Source organism: Roseinatronobacter ekhonensis (assembly GCF_900499075.1).
In the GTDB taxonomy this organism is placed as follows: domain Bacteria; phylum Pseudomonadota; class Alphaproteobacteria; order Rhodobacterales; family Rhodobacteraceae; genus Roseinatronobacter; species Roseinatronobacter ekhonensis.
In genome coordinates, this window is sequence record NZ_UIHC01000012.1 from 59,242 (window position 1) to 78,213 (window position 18,972).

At 62.4% G+C, this 18,972-nt stretch carries 21 protein-coding genes; 14 read left to right on the forward strand and 7 right to left on the reverse strand.

Annotated elements, in window-relative coordinates:
* Positions 1–54 precede the first annotated feature (54 nt).
* From bchL to ROE7235_RS08140, 12 genes are all read left to right on the forward strand, one after another.
* Entirely contained in the window at positions 55–954 is a 900-nt protein-coding gene (gene bchL / locus ROE7235_RS08085; RefSeq protein WP_121094449.1) for a ferredoxin:protochlorophyllide reductase (ATP-dependent) iron-sulfur ATP-binding protein, read from the forward strand.
* Positions 954–1,631: a magnesium protoporphyrin IX methyltransferase gene (bchM, locus tag ROE7235_RS08090; protein WP_370743558.1), complete on the forward strand. Its 678-nt coding sequence runs from the start codon at positions 954–956 to the stop codon at positions 1,629–1,631. Before bchL ends, bchM begins: the two co-directional genes overlap by 1 nt.
* A complete protein-coding gene (locus ROE7235_RS08095) occupies positions 1,628–3,061 on the forward strand; it encodes a PucC family protein (RefSeq protein WP_121094451.1) in 1,434 nt (477 codons plus the stop codon). Before bchM ends, ROE7235_RS08095 begins: the two co-directional genes overlap by 4 nt.
* Before the next feature lie 20 nt (positions 3,062–3,081).
* Positions 3,082–3,876: a photosynthetic reaction center subunit H gene (puhA, locus tag ROE7235_RS08100; RefSeq protein ID WP_121094453.1), complete on the forward strand. Its 795-nt coding sequence runs from the start codon at positions 3,082–3,084 to the stop codon at positions 3,874–3,876.
* 35 nt (positions 3,877–3,911) lie between these two features.
* Complete coding sequence (gene puhB, locus ROE7235_RS08105) at positions 3,912–4,559, forward strand: photosynthetic complex putative assembly protein PuhB (RefSeq protein WP_121094455.1); 648 nt, start codon at positions 3,912–3,914, stop codon at positions 4,557–4,559.
* A 12-nt stretch (positions 4,560–4,571) separates the two neighbouring features.
* Positions 4,572–5,048 (forward strand): photosynthetic complex assembly protein PuhC, encoded by a 477-nt coding sequence (gene puhC, locus ROE7235_RS08110; protein WP_183073406.1) that lies wholly within the window; start codon positions 4,572–4,574, stop codon positions 5,046–5,048.
* Positions 5,049–5,089: 41 nt separating this feature from the next.
* Positions 5,090–5,386, forward strand: a complete 297-nt coding sequence (locus ROE7235_RS08115) for an O2-dependent cyclase accessory protein (RefSeq protein ID WP_121094458.1) — start codon at positions 5,090–5,092, stop codon at positions 5,384–5,386.
* Positions 5,383–6,477, forward strand: coding sequence for a magnesium-protoporphyrin IX monomethyl ester (oxidative) cyclase (gene acsF / locus ROE7235_RS08120; protein WP_121094460.1), 1,095 nt, complete (start codon positions 5,383–5,385; stop codon positions 6,475–6,477). Before ROE7235_RS08115 ends, acsF begins: the two co-directional genes overlap by 4 nt.
* Before the next feature lie 46 nt (positions 6,478–6,523).
* A complete protein-coding gene (gene puhE / locus ROE7235_RS08125) occupies positions 6,524–7,324 on the forward strand; it encodes a putative photosynthetic complex assembly protein PuhE (RefSeq protein ID WP_121094462.1) in 801 nt (266 codons plus the stop codon).
* Between the two features lie 23 nt (positions 7,325–7,347).
* On the forward strand, positions 7,348–8,559 hold the full coding sequence (gene hemA / locus ROE7235_RS08130) for a 5-aminolevulinate synthase (protein WP_121094464.1): 1,212 nt from the start codon (positions 7,348–7,350) through the stop codon (positions 8,557–8,559).
* A gap of 68 nt (positions 8,560–8,627) precedes the next feature.
* Positions 8,628–9,092, forward strand: a complete 465-nt coding sequence (locus ROE7235_RS08135) for a c-type cytochrome (protein WP_121094466.1) — start codon at positions 8,628–8,630, stop codon at positions 9,090–9,092.
* A 157-nt stretch (positions 9,093–9,249) separates the two neighbouring features.
* The gene (locus ROE7235_RS08140) at positions 9,250–10,125 is read left to right on the forward strand and encodes a hypothetical protein (RefSeq protein WP_147434186.1); all 876 of its coding nucleotides are present in this window, start codon (positions 9,250–9,252) and stop codon (positions 10,123–10,125) included.
* A gap of 35 nt (positions 10,126–10,160) precedes the next feature.
* On the opposite strand, the gene ROE7235_RS08145 is transcribed toward ROE7235_RS08140, so the two are convergent.
* Positions 10,161–10,418, reverse strand: coding sequence for a DUF2312 domain-containing protein (locus tag ROE7235_RS08145; protein WP_121094517.1), 258 nt, complete (start codon positions 10,416–10,418; stop codon positions 10,161–10,163).
* A 178-nt stretch (positions 10,419–10,596) separates the two neighbouring features.
* Here ROE7235_RS08145 and hpaR point away from each other — a divergent pair, with 178 nt between their 5' ends.
* Positions 10,597–11,100, forward strand: coding sequence for a homoprotocatechuate degradation operon regulator HpaR (hpaR, locus tag ROE7235_RS08150; RefSeq protein ID WP_121094470.1), 504 nt, complete (start codon positions 10,597–10,599; stop codon positions 11,098–11,100).
* A 10-nt stretch (positions 11,101–11,110) separates the two neighbouring features.
* On the opposite strand, the gene ROE7235_RS08155 is transcribed toward hpaR, so the two are convergent.
* Positions 11,111–11,581: an Lrp/AsnC ligand binding domain-containing protein gene (locus tag ROE7235_RS08155; RefSeq protein WP_121094472.1), complete on the reverse strand. Its 471-nt coding sequence runs from the start codon at positions 11,579–11,581 to the stop codon at positions 11,111–11,113.
* A gap of 122 nt (positions 11,582–11,703) precedes the next feature.
* On the opposite strand from ROE7235_RS08155, the gene putA reads away from it, so the two are divergent.
* Positions 11,704–15,147, forward strand: a complete 3,444-nt coding sequence (gene putA / locus ROE7235_RS08160) for a bifunctional proline dehydrogenase/L-glutamate gamma-semialdehyde dehydrogenase PutA (protein ID WP_121094474.1) — start codon at positions 11,704–11,706, stop codon at positions 15,145–15,147.
* A 196-nt stretch (positions 15,148–15,343) separates the two neighbouring features.
* On the opposite strand, the gene ROE7235_RS08165 is transcribed toward putA, so the two are convergent.
* From ROE7235_RS08165 to ROE7235_RS08185, 5 genes are all read right to left on the reverse strand, one after another.
* Positions 15,344–16,195, reverse strand: a complete 852-nt coding sequence (locus ROE7235_RS08165; RefSeq protein WP_121094476.1) for an ATP-binding protein — start codon at positions 16,193–16,195, stop codon at positions 15,344–15,346.
* Positions 16,192–17,064 carry a twin-arginine translocase subunit TatC gene (tatC, locus tag ROE7235_RS08170; RefSeq protein WP_121094478.1) on the reverse strand — a complete coding sequence of 291 codons (873 nt, stop codon included), beginning with the start codon at positions 17,062–17,064 and terminating at the stop codon, positions 16,192–16,194. Before tatC ends, ROE7235_RS08165 begins: the two co-directional genes overlap by 4 nt.
* Positions 17,061–17,648, reverse strand: a complete 588-nt coding sequence (gene tatB, locus ROE7235_RS08175; RefSeq protein WP_121094480.1) for a Sec-independent protein translocase protein TatB — start codon at positions 17,646–17,648, stop codon at positions 17,061–17,063. Before tatB ends, tatC begins: the two co-directional genes overlap by 4 nt.
* A 57-nt stretch (positions 17,649–17,705) precedes the next feature.
* Complete coding sequence (locus ROE7235_RS08180; RefSeq protein ID WP_121094482.1) at positions 17,706–17,942, reverse strand: twin-arginine translocase TatA/TatE family subunit; 237 nt, start codon at positions 17,940–17,942, stop codon at positions 17,706–17,708.
* Positions 17,943–18,087: 145 nt separating this feature from the next.
* On the reverse strand, positions 18,088–18,945 hold the full coding sequence (locus tag ROE7235_RS08185) for a GGDEF domain-containing protein (RefSeq protein WP_121094484.1): 858 nt from the start codon (positions 18,943–18,945) through the stop codon (positions 18,088–18,090).
* Between the last annotated feature and the right edge of the window lie 27 nt (positions 18,946–18,972).

An 18,972-nucleotide genomic window follows, 5' to 3' on the forward strand; every position in this document is an offset into this window, starting at 1 on the left:
GGGCCAGCCCCCACACCCCCGGAGTATTTTTCGCAAGATGAAGGGAAACACACCATGAGCCCCAAAGACGACATGCCAGACCTGAAAGGCCGGGACGGAGAAGGCTCGGTGCAGGTGCATCTGGACCCAAGCCAGAAGATCGAAGGCGCCACGGTGTTTTCCATCTATGGCAAGGGCGGGATCGGGAAATCGACCACGTCCTCGAACCTGTCGGCAGCCTTTGCCAGCATGGGCAAGCGGGTGTTGCAGATCGGCTGCGACCCCAAGCATGACAGCACATTTACCCTGACAGGCAAGCTGCAACCGACCGTCATCGACATTCTGAAAGACGTGGATTTCCACGCCGAGGAACTGCGCCCCGAGGATTTCGTGACCGAGGGCTATGGCGGCGTGATGTGCGTGGAAGCGGGCGGACCGCCCGCGGGCACAGGCTGCGGCGGTTATGTCGTGGGCCAGACGGTGAAGCTGTTGAAACAGCACCACCTGCTGGATGACACCGATGTGGTCATTTTCGACGTGCTCGGCGATGTGGTCTGCGGCGGCTTTGCAGCCCCGTTGCAGCACGCCGACAAGGCCGTGATCGTGACCGCCAATGATTTCGACAGCATCTATGCGATGAACCGGATCATTGCTGCCGTGCAGGCGAAATCAGCCAATTACAAGGTGCGTCTGGCGGGGTGCATTGCCAACCGCTCGAAGGCCACGGACGAGGTGGACCGTTTCTGCCGCGAGGTGGGCTTCAACCGTATTGGCCATATGCCCGATGTGGATGCGATCCGCCGCTCGCGCCTGAAGAAAAAGACCCTGTTCGAGATGGATGCGGATGAGGACATTCTGGCCTGCCGCGCCGAGTATCTGCGGCTGGCAAACGCGCTGTTGACCGGCACCAACGAAGAGTTCAACCCGCAATCCCTGCCCGACCGCGACATATTCGAGCTGCTGGGATTCGATTGATGCGCGACATGGCCCCATCCAGCGCCAGTTATGACGCCACGCGCCACCGCGTTGCCAGCTATTTTGATGGCACGGCAACGCGCGTGTGGGAGCGTCTGACATCAGATGCGCCGGTCAGCCGTGTGCGCCAGACGGTGCGCGAGGGGCGCGACACGATGCGCGCGCTGATGCTTGGGCAACTGCCCGAGGATCTGCGCGGCGCAAGGGTTCTGGATGCAGGCTGTGGCACCGGGGCGGCAAGTGCCGCGCTTGCGGCGCGCGGGGCCGAGGTGGTGGCGGTAGATATATCGCCCAAACTGGTGGATATCGCGGCGCAGCGCCTGCCCCAAGGCTTGGCTGGCACGGTCGCGTTTCGCGCCGGCGACATGCTGGCCGCCGATCTGGGCCGGTTCGACCATGTCATCGCCATGGATAGCCTGATCTATTACACCCGCCCCGATCTGGAAGCCGCGCTTGACGGGCTGTCGTCACGCGTGGGGCAAGTGGTGTTCACCGTCGCCCCACGCACGCCGCTGTTGATGGCGATGTGGAACGCCGGAAAGATCTTTCCGCGCTCGGACCGCTCACCCACCATGATCCCGCATGACTGGCGTCAGATGCAGGTCGCGGGTCTGGGCCGCGTGGGGCGTGTGAGCCGTGGGTTCTACATTTCCGAATGCCTGAAGGTGCAGCCATGATTATCGGCAAGAGCACGATCAAGAGCCTGAGCGCCAACTGGCTGCCCTTTGCGGATGCCGCCAGCGAAGGGCTGACACTGCGCCAGATCTGGCGGATGAGCCTGTTTCAGGTCAGCGTCGGCATGGCAACCGTGTTGCTGCTGGGCACGCTGAACCGCGTTATGATCGTGGAATTGTCGCTGGCGGCCAGCCTTGTGGCGATGATGATCGCATTGCCGGTGCTGATCGCGCCCTTCCGGGCGTTCTTGGGGTTCCGGTCGGACAACCACCGCTCTGCCATTGGCTGGAAACGGATACCTTATTTGTGGTTCGGGTCGCTGTGGCAGTTTGGTGGCCTTGCGGTCATGCCCTTTGCGCTGATCGTGCTGAATGGCGACAATGTCTATGACGTGCCCTTTGCGGGCGAGGTTCTGGCGGCTCTGGCATTTCTGATGACGGGCCTTGGCCTGCACATGACCCAAACGGCAGGCGTGGCTTTGGCCGCCGACCGCGCGACCGACGAAACCCGGCCCCGCGTGGTGGCATTGCTTTACGTGACCTTCTTAGCGGGCATGGCGATTTCGGCGCTGATCGTGGGCTATTTGCTGCGCGATTTCAGCGAGTTGACGCTGATCCGCGTGGTGCAGGGCTGCGCCGTCATCACGCTGGCGCTGAACATTCTGGCGCTGTGGAAACAAGAGCGCGTCCGCCCGATGACCCGCGCGGAACGCGACGCGCCGCGCCCGTCCTTCCGCGAGGCATGGAACGACTATATCAAGGGCGGCCAGGCGGGCCGTTTGCTCGCGGTGGTCTTTGTGGGCGGGCTGGCCTTCAACATGCAGGATGTGCTGCTGGAACCTTACGGCGGCGATGTGCTGGGCCTGTCGGTCGCAGCGACAACGACGCTGACGGCGGTCTGGGCCGTGGGGGCGCTTCTGGGCTTTCTCTGGGCCGCGCGCGGCTTGGGGCAGGATGCCGACCCGTTCCGCTTGGCCGGGCGGGGCTTGCTGTTCGGGATTTTCGCCTTTGCCGCCGTTATCTTTGCCGGACCGCTGCATTTTGCGCCGCTGTTTTACGCGGGCGCGTTCGGGATCGGCCTTGGGCTGGGGCTGTTTGCCGTGACCACGCTCACCGCAGCAATGGAAATGCCGCGCCAGGGCGCTGTTGGCGGCGGGCTGGCCCTTGGCGCTTGGGGGGCCGCGCAAGCCACGGCGGCCGGGCTGGCCACCATCATTGGCGGCGGGCTGCGCGACACCGTGCAGACACTGGCCGATGCGGGCCATCTGGGCGCGGGCCTGATGACCCCAGATATTGGCTATTCTGTCGTTTACCACCTGGAGATCGGGCTATTGTTCCTGACCCTCGTCATACTCGGGCCGCTTGTGCGGACCCGGATACTTACCGATGAACCACGCAACCAACGGATCGGCCTTGCCGATTTTCCGACCTGACCTGAAACGGAGGACTACCCATGGATACCCCATATGGCTGGATATTCTTTGGCAATTTCGATCTGGCGCTGATTTCGCTTTACGCCTTCTGGCTGTTTTTCGCGGGGCTGATCTATTACATCCAGCGCGAAAACCAGCGCGAAGGCTACCCGCTGGAAAACGACGATGGCAGCCCTGCCGGGTCGAACCTGTCGGTGCCCGAAGCCAAGACCTTTTTGCTGCCGCATGGCCGTGGTGAATACAAAGCGCCCAATGCAGAGCGGGAAACCCGCGACCTGGCGCTGGCGCGCACCGCGCAATCGGGCGGTTTTCCCTTTGCGCCCACGGGCGACCCGCTGAAAGACGGCGTTGGCCCTGCGTCCTGGGCGGCACGCCGCGACGAGGCGGAACTGGACGGCCACGGCCATGCCAAGATCCAGCCCATGGCCAAGGTCGGCGAATTCGGCGTGTCCGCAGGGCGTGACCCGCGCGGGCTGATGGTCATGTGCCACGACCGCAAATCGCCGGGCAAGGTCAGCGACATGTGGGTGGACGTGCCGGAGCAACTGGTGCGCTATCTGGAGGTCACGCTTGACGATGGCGGCAAGCGGCTGGTGCCGATGACCATGGCCAAGATCAAGGCAGACCGCGTTGTGATCAATGCGCTCGACAGCGAAAGCTTCAAGGGCATTCCGACCATCGCGTCCGACGCACAGATCACCAAGCTCGAAGAAGAGAAGGTCTCTGCCTATGTCGCGGGCGGCTACATGTACACCGCCGACAAGCGTGTCAGCCAGATGGATGCGCTGAAAAAGGTCATGGCCTCTCCGGCCTGACCCAAGACGACCCATAAAAAATAAGGAACCGGCCCATGTCACACGATGATTTCGCTTTTGAACCTGTAAAGGGGTTGCCAGAGCGCCCCCCCGAACACGAACACATCCTGTGGCAGGGCCGGCCCGATACTTGGGCGCTGGCGGTCGAGGCCTACAAGATCAACTGGATCACCGCCTATTTCGCCGTGGTCATCGGCTGGCGCGCCAGCGTCGGCGCTCTGGAGGGTGGCGCTGCTGGCGCTTTCGCCTTCGGCTTGCCCTACACCATCCTGTGGGGGCTGGCAGTGTCGGTTCTGTTGCTGATGGCTTGGGTTCAGGCGCGTAGCACCGTCTACACCATCACAACCGCGCGCGTTGCCATGCGCATCGGGGCGGCGCTGACCGTCACGCTCAACCTGCCGTTCCGCCAGATCGCCAATGCCGACCTGAAACTGCGCAAGAATGGTGTCGGGTCCATCGCGCTGGAAACGCTGGGGGAGACGCAGTTTTCCTACCTGATCCTGTGGCCGCATCTGCGCCCCGGCCATGTGCGCGTCACGAAACCTGCGTTGCGCTGCATCCCCGATGCCGAAAAGGTCGCGGGTATCTTGGCAGAGGCCGCAGAGTCGCGCGTCAGCCAGCCAGTTGTCGCACGCAACTCCGATAAGACCGCGCCGCAAGGCGATCTGGTCGCCGCCGAATAAGGAGCGATGCCAATGTCCAGCACTGACCACAGCGGTTTCAAACCCGGCTTCAAGCACAACGACAATAACGACATGATCCCGATCGGCCTGGTCCGCGCGATGTTCGCGCTTGTGGCCGTGTCCCTCGCGCTTGTCACTTTCGCCGCCGTCACGGGCCGCGAAAAAGCTGCCATCCCGCCCCCGGCCCCGATTGTCGAACAATGGTCGATCCGTATGATCGGCAATGATGCCCAAGCCGTCACCGTGCGCCGCGCCGATGGCAGCCTGCTGGCGGATATGGACCATGGCGGATTTGTCACCGTCATTCAGAATGGCCTGATGACCATGCGCCGCCGCCACGACATTGACCCGACCCTGCCGATTGATATCATCCGGTTTGAAAACGGTCGTTTGGCCGCTATTGACCCGCTCACCGATTATCGTGTCGAATTGACAGTCTTCGGCCCCGAAAATCAGGCCGCCTTCGAGGCGATGCTGCAAAAATACTAAGCCGACCAGAAGACCTATAAAAAAACCAAGGGAACTCTCAAATGTCACTCTTTACTCGGAAAGTTGAACAGGTGCCCTGCACCGTCGAAGTCAGCCACCGGTTCGAGGCGCTGCACGCCCATGTGCGGTTCAATGACGGCTCTACCATAGAACCCGGCGACGAAGTGCTGGTTCAAGGCCCGCCCGTTCTGGCGGGCTGGGGTGAAGTCATCACCGAGGACCGCACCGCCGTCATCACCCGCGCCAATGCGCTGGAACGGCTCTGGACCCGTCTGACCGGCGATTTTGAAGTGATGGAACTCTGCGAGTTCTCGTTTTCCGAGGAGATCACGCTATGAACGTGCATGCCACCACCCATGACGAGCTTGCCGCCGAAATGGGCGACAGCTTCGACACCAACGCGATGGCGCAGGAATCCACCCTGCTGAACCCGCGTTTCTACACCACCGACTTTGACGAGATGGACCGCATCGACGTGTCCCCGGTCCGCGAGGAATGGGACATTCTGATCGCGCAGATGAAGTCTGACCCGAACAAGGGCCATTTCAAGAAAACCGCCGATTGGGACGAGGTCGACTGGGACGGGATGGACCCCAAGCTCAAGCGTGAGCTGGTCGATTTCCTCGTGTCGTCCTGCACCGCCGAATTCTCTGGCTGCGTGCTGTACAAAGAAATGAAGCGCCGCGGCAACAACAAGGATATCTGCGAGCTGTTCAACTACATGGCCCGCGACGAAGCCCGCCACGCGGGATTCATTAACGACGCGCTGCGCGAAGCGGGCGTGGCCGTGAACCTCGGCTTCCTGACCAAGGCCAAGAAATACACCTATTTCCGGCCCAAGTTCATCTATTATGCCACGTATATTTCCGAAAAGATCGGCTATGCGCGGTATATCACCATCTACCGCCACCTGGAGCAGAACCCGGAAAAGCGCTTCCACCCAATTTTCAAGTGGTTCAAGGAATGGTGCAATGACGAGTTCAGCCATGGCGAGGCGTTTGCCCTGCTCATGCGCACCGACCCCAAGCTGACCCAGAGCTTTACCAACAAGCTGTGGATCAAGTTCTTCCTGACCGCCGTGTTCGCGACCATGTATGTGCGCGACCATGCGCGACCTGAATTTCACAAGGCGCTTGGCGTCGATATCGACTGGTATGACCAGGAAGTGTTCCGCAAGACGGGTGAGATCGCGAAACAGGTCTTCCCGATGGAGCTGGACATCGACCATCCGGCCTGGATGCCGACGCTGAAGAAGATCGAGCGCGCGTTCCGCAAGATGGAAGCGGCGGAAAAGCAGGGCGGTGTCGGTGGCAAACTGGCGAAATGGTCGGCCATGGCCAGCGCCGGAATGGGCTTTGCGCGGCTCTATGTGATGCCGGTCAAGAAATCGACCCCGCCCGCCTCGGTTCGTCTGGAACCGGCCTACTAAACCCACCACCGGGTCGCTTTCGACCCGGTCCCAACCCGGAGAGCGCATGTTCGACACGCCCTGGATAGCCGCGCTGGCAGCCTTGTTCCTGTGGTGGTTCGCCACGGGTATATTGCTGTGGCGCGTGCATGTTGCCGACCGGGGCGGCCCGGACAGCCATGTGTGGTCGGTCATCCTGTCGCTGCCCCTGTTCGCGGGCGGCGTGCTGGGGGTGAATGCCACGCTGGCCGACCCAAGCCCGCAAGGCGCGTGGTTCGCGTTCCTGTCGGCGCTGGCGATCTGGGGCTGGGTGGAACTGGCGTTCCTGTCGGGCATCATCACCGGGCCGAACACGCGGGTTTGCCCACCGGGGCTGGATGCGCGCGCGCGGTTTCTGGCCGCGTTCCGCACCGTTGCGTGGCACGAAACCGTGCTGGTCGTGGTGGTGGGCGCTCTCGCCTATGCCGCTTGGGGGGCGGCCAACCCGTTCGCACTCTGGACATTCGCGCTTTTGTTTTTCGCGCGGGTGTCGGCAAAGCTGAACCTGTTTCTTGGTGTGCCGTTCATCAATACGGCGTTCCTGCCCAGCCCGCTTGTCCATCTGGCCAGCTACTTTCGGCCCGGCCCGGTCAGCGGGTTCTTCCCGGCCTCTGTCACGCTGCTGGCGTTGACGGTGGGTTGCTTTCTGGAACGCCTGTGGCGCGCGCATCAGGCCGGGGACCAAGGCGACATCATCGGCTTTACATTGCTGTCGATGCTTGCCGCACTCGCCCTGCTGGAACATTGGTTCATGGTCTGGCGCGTGCAAGACGACAAACTCTGGCGCTGGATGATCCCGGCCCCGGCAAATGACAAAACAAAAACCTGAATAACGACCGAGGGGATACCTAAATGGACTTCAACGCCCATTTTAAAGCCACGTTGGACACACTGAAAGACGAAGGCAACTACCGCATTTTCGCAGAGGTGGAACGCCAATGCGGCAGCTTTCCCAAGGTCAAGCATTTTAACGGCGACGACGTGAGCGAAGTGACCGTCTGGTGCTCGAACGATTATCTGGGCATGGGCCACCACCCCGACGTGGTCGATGCCATGGTCCAGACCGTGCAGAATTGCGGCGCAGGCGCGGGCGGAACGCGCAATATTTCCGGCAATAACAACCTGCACCGCCTGTTGGAAGAGGAACTGGCGGACCTGCACGGCAAGGAAGCTGCAACGCTGTTCACCTCTGGCTACGTGTCGAACTGGGCCGCGCTGTCCATGCTGGGCGCCAAGATCCCCAATGCCGTTATCCTGTCGGATGAGGGCAACCATGCCAGCATGATCGAAGGTATCCGCCATTCACGCGCCGACAAGGTGATCTGGAAACACAATGACTGGCGCGATCTGGACCGCAAGCTGAAGGCCGTCGGCGACCGGCCCAAAATCGTGGCTTTCGAGAGCGTCTATTCCATGGATGGCGACATCTGCCCCATGCGCGAAATCGTCGAAGTGGCCGAGGCGCATGGCGCGCTGACCTATCTGGACGAGGTCCACGCGGTCGGCATGTATGGCCCGCGCGGCGGCGGCATATCGGAAGAACGCGGGCTGGCGCACCGGATCGACCTGATCGAGGGCACGCTTGGCAAGGCATTCGGCGTGGTCGGCGGCTACATCACCGGCACGGCGGCGATGTGCGATTTCGTACGCTCTTTCGCGTCGGGCTTCATCTTTACAACCGCCCTGCCCCCGGCCGTGGCGGCCGCCGCGACCGCGTCCATCCGGCATTTGAAACAGTCGGATGTAGAGCGGCAGGCCCAACGCGACCGCGTGGCCAAGCTGCGCGCGCGTCTGGATGCACGCGGCATTCCGCATATGGCCAGCGACAGCCATATCATCCCCGTGATGATCGGCGACCCTGTGAAGTGCAAGATGCTGTCCGACATCCTGATGCAGGATTGGGGTGTGTATGTGCAGCCCATCAACTACCCCACGGTGCCCAAAGGCACCGAGCGGTTGCGCATCACGCCGGGTCCGCTGCACTCGGACGCCGATATCGACCATCTCGTCGAAGCGCTCGCATCGCTTTGGAAACAATGCGCGATTGCCCACGCGGTCGCCTAATCGTGGGTTGACACCATGGCGCTGCGGGTCATGTATGAGTGCGGGAAGTATAAAGGGAGTAACTTGCCATGAAATTTGTAACCAAAGCCGCAATCGGTGCCTTCGCGCTGACCATGTCTGGCCTGCCCGCCTTCGCACAGAGCGCCGAGGACGGCGCAACCGTGTTCCAGCGCCAGTGCCAGAACTGTCACAACATCGTGGACGGCTCGGGCGAGGTTCTTGCCGGACGCCCCAACATGCGCACAGGTCCGAACCTGTATGGCGTGATCGGGCGTCAGGCTGGTATCGTCGACGGGTTCCGCTATGGCGATGATCTGGTCGCAGCGGGTGCTGAAGCCGGGTTGATCTGGTCGGAAGAAGAGATCATCAGCTACGTTCAAGACCCGCGCGGCTACCTGCGCGAAGCGCTGGACAACAACCGCGCACGCAGCCAGATGGCATTCCAGGTGCGGTCTGAAACCGACGCCGCCGATGTCGCTGCCTATCTGGCGACCTTTGGCGCAGAAGAAGCTGAAGAAGCGCCTGCGGGCTAACGCCCTTGCACCGAATTGACAGATTGGCCCCCGAACGCAGTGACGTTCGGGGGCTTTTCATTGTAAAGTCAACAAAGCCGGATAATGGCCAGAATTGTAGCCCAATCGTGTCACAATTCCGCGCGATACAGGGTCGGAAGACAAAGGAAGTCGCGTGATGGACATTGCACTACATCTTGGCGGACATCTGACAGATGACGGACGATTGCGGAGCTGCTTGACGCATAACCAGGCCATTCTGCACAGCGACGGCATCGACGCGCCAGATGCGGCAAGCTATCGCACCAGTATTCTGGAGGCGGTCAAAACCCACGCCAAAGGGCAGCTTGCCCCGGATGCCGGTGCTGTTTTGCTGGATTCGATCGTCACCTCTGAAAGCGCCGACAGGCTGGTTTTGTCGACAGCACGTTTCTTGTCGCCCCTGCCCAGTGCAGTGCGCCGCGCGCAGTTTTGCCCCATGGCCGAACCCCGCGTGCAGGGCTTGCGCGCGCTGTTCTCGGATCACGACGTGTCGCTGTATCTGGCCATCCGCAACCCCGCCTCTTTCATCCCGGCGCTGTTGGGCGCGGTGAATGACGAACAGGCCGGTATCATCCGCAGCGACCTTGAAGCGACCGAATTGCGCTGGTCCGACCTTGTGCGCACCATCCGCACGCAGTTTCCCGAAGCGCCGATCACCGTTTGGTGCGACGAGGATACACCCTTTATCTGGGAAGACGTGCTGTACCAGGTTGCCGGATATGACGGCAGCGAGCCGCTGACACATGTCTACGACTGGTTTGATACCGTCATGGTCGATGGCGGCGCGGCCAAGCTGGCGGCCTATATGGACAACGCCCCCCCGATGGACCGCGCCCAGCGACAGCGCGTGATCGCGGCCTTTCTGGACAAGTTCTGCGACGAGGATAAAATCGACATCGACGTGTCGACCATCGACTGGTCGGAAGAGATGGTCGATCTTCTGTCAGAACTTTACGATGAGGATGTCGCGACCTTGGGAGCGATGGACGGGGTCACGCTGCTGCAACCTTAATCGGCGGGCAGCGCCCCAACAGTCCGGCCCAAAGCCTAGACCATCCCCAGCGCGGATTTATACAGCTCAAGGACGGCTTCTTCCTCTGCGATGTCATCGGGCTTGCGTTTGCGCAGCGCGATGATCTTGCGCAATACTTTCGTATCGTAGCCGCGCCCCTTCGCTTCGGCCATGACCTCTTTCTGCTGGTCGGCAATATCCGCTTTTTCGGCTTCAAGATGCTCGAACCGCTCCACGAACTGGCGCAGCTCTTCGGCGGTTACGTTATAGGCGTCGGCGGAAATGTCGGACATGGGGTCGGGCCTTTCAACTGGCTCTTGGGTTGCTCTGCCCCGGTCTTGCCCAATCCGGACCGCACGCGCAAGAGGCAAGCGCGCCACGCGCATGGGCGGTTTCGCGCTTGCAGGATAGTTTTCATTTGAAAGCACGCGTTGCTCTGCTACCTTCGCAAAAATCATTCAAGGCGGTGCGATGCCCGGACAGACAGCCAAGGAACTGTGCAAATACGAGAAATCCTTGCCGATTTCGCTGCTGCGCGCGCGCGAGGCGACGACACGCTATTTCAAACCCTATATCGACCGGCACGAGCTGACGATGCCGCAATGGCGCGTGTTGCGCGCACTGGCAGAGGAAGAGGGGCTGGACGCGCGCACCCTGTCTGAACGCTGTGTGATCTTGCCGCCGTCCCTGACACGCATTTTCCGCAGCCTGACCCAGCGCGGGCTGATCAGCCAAGTTGATTGCAGCGATGCGCGCCGCCACCGGGTCACGCTGACGGATGCGGGGCGCGCGCTGTTCGAAGAGGTTCTGGAGGAATCAGAGCCCGATTACCAGCGTCTGGCCAAGGCGTTCGGGGCCGAACGGTTGGAAAGCCTGCTGAATTTGCTAAGCGAATTGCGCGACACGGTCGAGGATCTGAACGCCGAGGATGCCCGCGACAGCGTCGCATCACGGCGGAGCGCGGCCAACGGCTAGGCTGCGCGCCCTAGACCATAGACTGTGCGCCGGTCTCCTTGACGGCCTCCATCACCACATGGGTAGAGGTCGAGGTGATACTCGGCAAGCCGGAAATATGTTCGGCCAGCACCCGTCGATAGGTGGCAATATCGCGCGAACGCACCTTCAACAGATAGTCGAACGCCCCTGCGATAAGGTGACATTCCTCTATTTCCGGCACCCGGCGCACAGCCTCTTCAAAGGCGCTCAGCGCGCCCTCGCGGGTGTCTGACAGCTTGACTTCGACAAACGCGATATGGGCCGCATCTATCTGGTGGGGGTCGATGAGCGCACGATACCCCAAGATGACCCCCTGCTCTTCCAGCCGACGCAACCGCGCTTGCGTGGGCGATTTGGTCAGCCCGATACGACCGGCCAATTCCGTCACGCTCACGCGCCCATCCACCGCAAGATTCCGCAGAATCGCATGATCGAAGCTGTCAAGTTTGGTTTGGGTCATTGTTTTGAATTTCTCGAAAATTTCAGATCATAGACCTGATAATCATCATAAATCAGCGAGAATTGAAATGTATTTCTTGTCATACTCGGGAAATTCGACAACCCCGCCTGACGGAGTGCGTTATGACCATCACCGTGCCCAATAGTGTAACACACGACATTCTGCGCGACGAGGGCGCATATATCGCGCAGGCCGTCACAGCCACAAAGCTGGGCCAAGAGGACCGCACCCAGATCACTGCCCGCGCTGCGGGACTGGTGCGCGACATTCGCGGCAGCGATACGCCGGGGCTTATGGAAGTGTTCCTTGCAGAATACGGCCTGTCCACATCCGAAGGGGTCGCGCTGATGTGTCTGGCCGAAGCGCTTTTGCGCGTGCCTGATGCCGCGACCATCGACGATCTGATCGAGGACAAGATCGCGCCGTCTGATTGGGGCACACATTTGGGCAAGTCAGCATCCAGCTTGGTCAACGCGTCCACATGGGCGCTGATGCTGACGGGTCGCGTGCTGGACGAGCGGAGCAAATCCGCCGCAGCCACCCTGCGCGGCGCAGTCAAACGGTTGGGCGAGCCGGTGATCCGCACCGCCGTGGGCCGCGCCATGCGCGAAATGGGCCGCCAGTTCGTGCTGGGCGAAAGCATTGACAGCGCAATGACCCGCGCCGCCAAGATGGAAGCGCGCGGCTACAGCTATTCCTACGACATGCTGGGCGAAGCCGCCCGCACCATGGACGACGCCAAACGCTACCACACCGCCTACGGGCGCGCGATCCGCGCCATCGGCGCGCGCGCCACCGGCAATGACATCCGCACCAATCCCGGCATCTCGGTCAAGCTCAGCGCATTGCACCCCCGGTATGAGGTCGCGCAGGAAGAGCGCGTCATGGCCGAACTGGTGCCCCGCGCGCGCGAACTGGCGCGGCTGGCCGCAGCGCTCGGTCTTGGCTTCAACATAGATGCAGAGGAAAGCGACCGGCTTGCCCTCTCCCTCAAGGTCATCGACCGCGTGCTGGACGACCCGGCGCTAGAGGGGTGGGACGGGTTCGGCGTGGTCGTGCAAGCCTACGGCCCTCGTGCTGCCGACACGATCGACTGGCTGGCGGCAAAGGCAGAAAGCTGCGACCGCAAGCTTATGGTGCGGCTGGTCAAGGGCGCGTATTGGGACACCGAAATCAAGCGCGCGCAGGTGATGGGGCTGGATGGCTTTCCGGTTCTGACCCAGAAACCCGCGAGCGATGTGAACTTCATTGCCTGCGCACGAAAGCTGTTGGCTGCGCGTGTGCGGCTCTACCCGCAATTTGCCACCCATAACGCCCATACGGTCGCCGCCGTCCTGCACATGGCCGAAGGCATGGGCGTGGACCCTGCCGACTATGAATTCCAGCGCCTGCACGGCATGGGCGAAACGCTGCATGACATTGTTTTGCGCAATGAAGGCACGCGCTGCCGCATCTATGCCCCGGTTGGCGCGCACAAGGATTTGCTGGCTTATCTGGTCCGCCGCTTGTTGGAAAACGGCGCGAATTCATCCTTCGTCAACCAGATCGTCGATGAAAACGTGCCCCCCGCAGAAGTCGCCGCCTGTCCCTTTGCGGCGCTGGAAAGCGCACCAAAAGGCCTGAACCCCAAAATCGCGACAGGCCCCGACCTGTTCGGCAAGGACCGCCGCAACGCCAAAGGGTGGGATCTGACCGATGCGCGCGATCTGGAGTCGATTGCACAAGCGCGCGGCCCTTGGGCTGACGCGACCTTTGTCGCCGGTCCACTGATTGCGGGCACCGTGGCTGGCGGCGCGCCCTATGACGCGCGCAACCCCGCCCGCCCCGATGACCTGCTGGGCCAAGTGACGCCCGCCGCCCCACAAGACGTGCAGACCGCACTTGCCGCGGCGACCGCTTGGCAGGCCGATGCCGCAACGCGGGCCACCGTGCTGAACCGTGCCGCAGACCTTTATGAGCAGCATTTCGGCGCGTTCTTTGCCATCCTCGCGCGCGAAGCGGGTAAAAGCCAGCTTGATGCCGTGGGCGAATTGCGCGAGGCGGTGGATTTCCTGCGCTACTATGCGGGACAGGCTGACGGGCTGACCCATCCCGCGCGCGGCGTGTTCACCTGCATCAGCCCCTGGAACTTCCCACTGGCCATCTTCACAGGTCAGATCGCGGGTGCGCTGTCCGCGGGCAACGGCGTGCTGGCCAAGCCCGCCGAACAGACCCCGATCACCGCGCATTACGCGGCCCGGCTACTCCATGACGCCGGCGCGCCGCGTGACGTGTTGCAACTGCTGCCGGGTGATGGCGCGACGGTCGGGGCGGCGCTGACATCGGATGCGCGGGTGCATGGTGTGGCCTTCACCGGATCGACAGATACCGCCAAGCTGATCCAGCGTGCGATGGCCGACCATATGGCCCCCGGCGCGCCCCTGATTGCCGAAACCGGCGGGCTGAATGCCATGATCGTGGACAGCACCGCCCTGCCCGAACAGGCGGTGCGCGATGTGCTGGCATCCAGCTTCCAGTCGGCAGGACAACGCTGCTCGGCGCTGCGCTGCCTTTATGTGCAAGAGGATGTCGCGCCGGAATTCGAGCGGATGCTCTTTGGCGCGATGGACGAATTACGGCTGGACGATCCGTGGCATCTGGCAAGCGATGTCGGCCCCGTGATAGACGCGGACGCCCATTCCCAGATCGCGGATTATGTGGCCGCGGCCCGCGCCGAAGGGCGTGTGCTGCACGAACTCAATGCGCCAGAGCAGGGCCATTTCGTCGCCCCCGTGGCGCTGCGCGTGCGCGGCATCGCGGATCTGAAACGCGAAGTGTTTGGCCCCGTCCTGCATATCGCCCGCTTCAAGGCTTCCGATCTCGACCGCGTGATCGCGGATGTGAACGCCACCGGCTACGGGCTGACCTTCGGGCTGCACACCCGCATTGACGGGCGCGTGCAGCATGTGGTGGACCGCGTCCATGCGGGCAACATGTATGTCAACCGCAACCAGATCGGCGCCATTGTCGGCAGCCAGCCCTTCGGTGGCGAGGGGCTGTCGGGCACCGGCCCAAAGGCAGGCGGTCCGCACTATCTGGCGCGCTTTACCGGCGCGCAGGCGCAGACCGTGACACGCCAAACACCGTACCTGCCCGCGGGCGCGGTGGCCAAGGCGGTCGGCCCCGATATCACATCCATCGCCACCGAGCACGGACTGCCCGGCCCGACCGGCGAATCGAACCGCCTGCGCGAGGTGACGCGCGCGCCGCTGCTCTGCCTTGGCCCGGGCACCGATCTGGCCGCCATGCAGGTAAGCGCCGTCGAGGCGCTTGGCGGGCGGGCCATAGCACTTGACGGGGTGCCGCAAGACCTTGACCGCGCAGACGGCTTCTCTGGCGTGCTGTTCTGGGGCGACGCGGGCACCGCGCGCCAGATCGCGCAGGCACTGGCGCAGCGCGACGGCCCGATCGTGCCGCTGATCACGGACCAGCCCGATCGCGCGCATGTCATGCTGGAGCGTCATCTCTGCGTCGATACAACCGCCTCGGGCGGCAACGCACAGCTTTTGGCAGAGGTGGCGGCGTAAACCGCCCCCTCTTTTCATCCTTGCTCAAATATCCTGGGGGAGTCCGGCCCCGGCACGGGGCCGGGCGGGGGCAAAGCCCCCCGCGCGAACAGCACAGAGCGTGTCGCGTGCCTGCGCATTCACGCGACACGCTCTCATCTTCTGTGACCGCATGCCATTCTGCGCAAAACCGCAAACCACTTTTGCGCGCCATGCTCTAGCGCGCGATCTTCACGCCTTCGCGTCCGGCCAGATCGGTGAAAAACTGCCATGCCACGCGCCCAGAGCGGCTGCCCCGCGTCGTCTGCCACTCGATGGCTTCCGCGCGCAGGCGATCAGCATCAATGGCCAGCCCGTATGCCGCGCAATAGCCCTCTATCATGGACAGGTAGTCATCCTGATCACAGGCATGAAACCCAAGCCACAGCCCGAACCGATCCGAGAGCGACACCTTTTCCTCGACCGCTTCCGAGGGCGAAATGGCGGAGCCGCGTTCATTCTCGATCATGTCGCGCGGCATCAGGTGGCGGCGGTTGGACGTGGCGTATAGCACCACGTTGTCGGGCCGCCCTTCGACCCCGCCATCCAGCACCGCTTTCAACGATTTGTAATGCTGATCGTCATGGCTGAACGACAGGTCGTCGCAATACAGGATGAAGCGCCCTTCCGCCCCGCGCAGCAGGTCCAGCAGGCGCGTGATACTGGGCAGATCCTCGCGCTGGATTTCGACCAGTTTCAGCCCACAATCCGGCATCTGCGCGACCACCGCGCCATGCACGGCCTTGACCAGCGACGACTTGCCCATGCCGCGCGCGCCCCATAGCAGGGCATTATTCGCAGGCAGGCCGCGTGCGAATTGCAAGCTATTCGCCAATAGGGTGTCGCGCGCCCGCTCGATGCCGACCAGCAAATCCAGTGCAACGCGGTTCACGCGGGGCACCGGCTGCAAGCGGTCGGGGCTGGTGTGCCAGACAAACGCGTCCGCCCCATCTAGGTCAGGTGCAGCGCTGGGGGGCGGAGAGAGGCGCTCCAGCGCCTCCGCAATCCGTGTCAGGGCGTCGTCGTTCATTTCGTCTCCGACGCGTCGTCTTCGTCATCCTCGTCGTCCAGCAACCCCTCGCGGCGCAGTTGCTCGTTGCGCGCACGTTCCACGCGGGCAACCAGCCAGATCGACACTTCGTAAAGACCGTATACCACGATGAACAGGATCACCTGGGTAATGACATCGGGCGGTGTGACCAAGGCAGCCAGCGTCAAGATGCCCACGACGGCCCATTTGCGACCGGCTTTAAGGCCTGCCTCTGACACCAACCCGGCCTTGCCCATCAGCGTCAGCAGCACGGGCAACTGAAAGCACATGCCAAAGGCGACGATGAAGCGGATCGTCAGGTTCAGATATTCCTGCGCGGAGCCTTGGAACACCACCGAAAGCGGGGCTGCGTTCGGGCCGTCCTCGACCACCGCTTCGCCACCCGCGCCAAATTGCTGGAACCCAAGGAAGAAATCATAGGCCAGCGGCGTGACAACGTAGAACGCGAAAGAGGCCCCAAGAAGGAACATCACCGGCGACGAGATCAGGAACGGCAGAAACGCGCCCTGCTCGGAGCGGTACAGCCCCGGCGCGACAAAGCGCCAAAGCTGGGTCGCGATGACCGGAAAGGCCAGCATGAAGCCCCCAAGGAACGACACTTTGATCGCGACGAAAAAGCCTTCTTGCGGGCTGATGAAAATCAGGTCGCAATCCTGCCCGCGCTCGGCCAGCGCGCTGCACAAAGGTGCGGTCAGGAAGTTGAAGATGGGCGTGGCAACCGTGAAACACAGAACCATGCCAATGATGAACGCCAAGGCCGATTTGATCAGCCGGTTGCGCAACTCCGCCAGATGCTCGATCAGCGGGGCGCTGGAATCTTCGATATCGTCCTCGGGGGCCTTGCTCATGTGGTGCTGTCCGTACTGCCCTCTGGGTCGGCTTTCGCTTTTGGTTTGGCCTTGGATTTGGCCTTCGCTTTGGGCTTGGGTTTAGCCTGATCGGTCGAGGGCGCAGTGTCGGACGCATCGGCAACGGAAGCAGGTTTGGGTGCCGTGCCCTGATCGGGCGCGTCGGCCGGCGTCGCGTCGGACGGCTTCGGCGCGGCGCGCTTCGCCGCATCGCTGCGCATGGCATCCATCTCGGCGGCGATGCGGTCCATCTCGTCCTCATCATCGCCAGCGGCAGCGGCGGAGTCTGGTGTTTTTGTCCCCTTCGGATCGTCCCGAAGCGGATCCCAGTTTTTCATCTTGTTGAATTCGTCCAGACCCATGCCCTGCGGGTCGGCCATCCCGCGCAGGTCGCGCGCAACGTCCTTTACCCCGCTCTGGTCGGCGGCATCTTCCATCGCGCGTGAAAACTCGCGCGCCATGGAGCGCGCCTTGGCGGTCATTTGCCCCAAGGTGCGAAACATCTTGGGCAGGTCTTTGGGGCCGACGACGATCAGCGCCACGACCCCGATGACCAATAGTTCGGTCCAGCCCAGATCAAACATGCCGACACCCCTGCCCGCTTGCGGATTTCGCGACGCCCCCCGTCACGCGAGCGACAATCAGGCCCGGTCCTTGTCGTTGTCTTTACCGCTCTCCGGCGTGACATCGCGCGCGGTTTTCGCGGCATCGTCATCCTGCTTCTCGATCTCGTCGGTGCCATCTTTCAGGCCCTTCTTGAAAGACGTGATACCTTTGCCGACTTCGCCCATCAGCGCGCTGACCTTGCCGCGCCCGAACAGCACAAGCACGACAACCGCGATGATGATAAAGCCCGCCGGGCCGATATTGTTGAGCATGTCATTCTCCCTTCGCCGGTTTCCCCATGGGAAATGCCGGTCCATACGCATTCCATTTATGGATTAACACGCCCCAATCAAAGCCCCAAATTGCGCTTTGACGCAAAAACAGCGGCGCATTGCCGGCCTAGGGACCAGATACCGATCATTCAGCGGCGAAAAGATCGGCCATATTATCCGCATCGACCGCGCCCTGAACCCGGTTGCGACCGGATTCTTTGGCGGCATAGAGCCGGGCATCGGCCAGCGCGATAAGCCCGTCACGCGTGTCGGTGCTGTCATCGGTCGTGGCCACGCCAAGGCTGGCAGTGAAGGCAACCTTCGGAAAATCACGCACGACGGTCGCCTGAACAACCGCCCGCAGGCGTTCGGCAATTTCCAGCGCCGTGATATGATCGGCCATCACCAGCACGCCGAATTCCTCGCCGCCCAGACGGCCCAGCACGTCGCAGCGGCGCAACTCGGACTGAACCACATGGGCGACCGCGCGCAGAACAGCGTCGCCTGCCGCATGGCCATGCGTGTCATTGACCGCCTTGAAGTGGTCCAGATCGAACATGATAAGGCTGCAAGCGCGCCCGCTGCGTTGATAGGTCGCGGCGGCGCGGCCCAGATCTGACATAAAGGCACGCCGTGTCAGTGCCTTGGTCAAGACATCAAGATGCGCTTCGGACCAGAGCGCGTGCTGCTCTGCAACCAGAACAGCAAAGCCTGCAAGCAGATGCGACGCGCCGGACTCGAACGTTTCGGCGTAGGCGCGCAGGGTTCCGAAACGGCGTCCCTGTGTGACAAGCGGCGATTCAAGACACACCATATGATCATCGGCAGGCGGGCGCGGGTCGCCATCCAACTGGATGGTGACATGGCGCGCGCCGATGGTCTGGCGGATCAGGTAAAAGATCGTGTCGTAGTGGCCGGGCACGGGGGAATCGCCATCCATCGCATCAATTTTGGACACGGGCTGGTCACGCAGCGCGGTGGGGGCTGCACTGAGACTACTCATGGCGATACCTACTCCTTCTACTGCAGA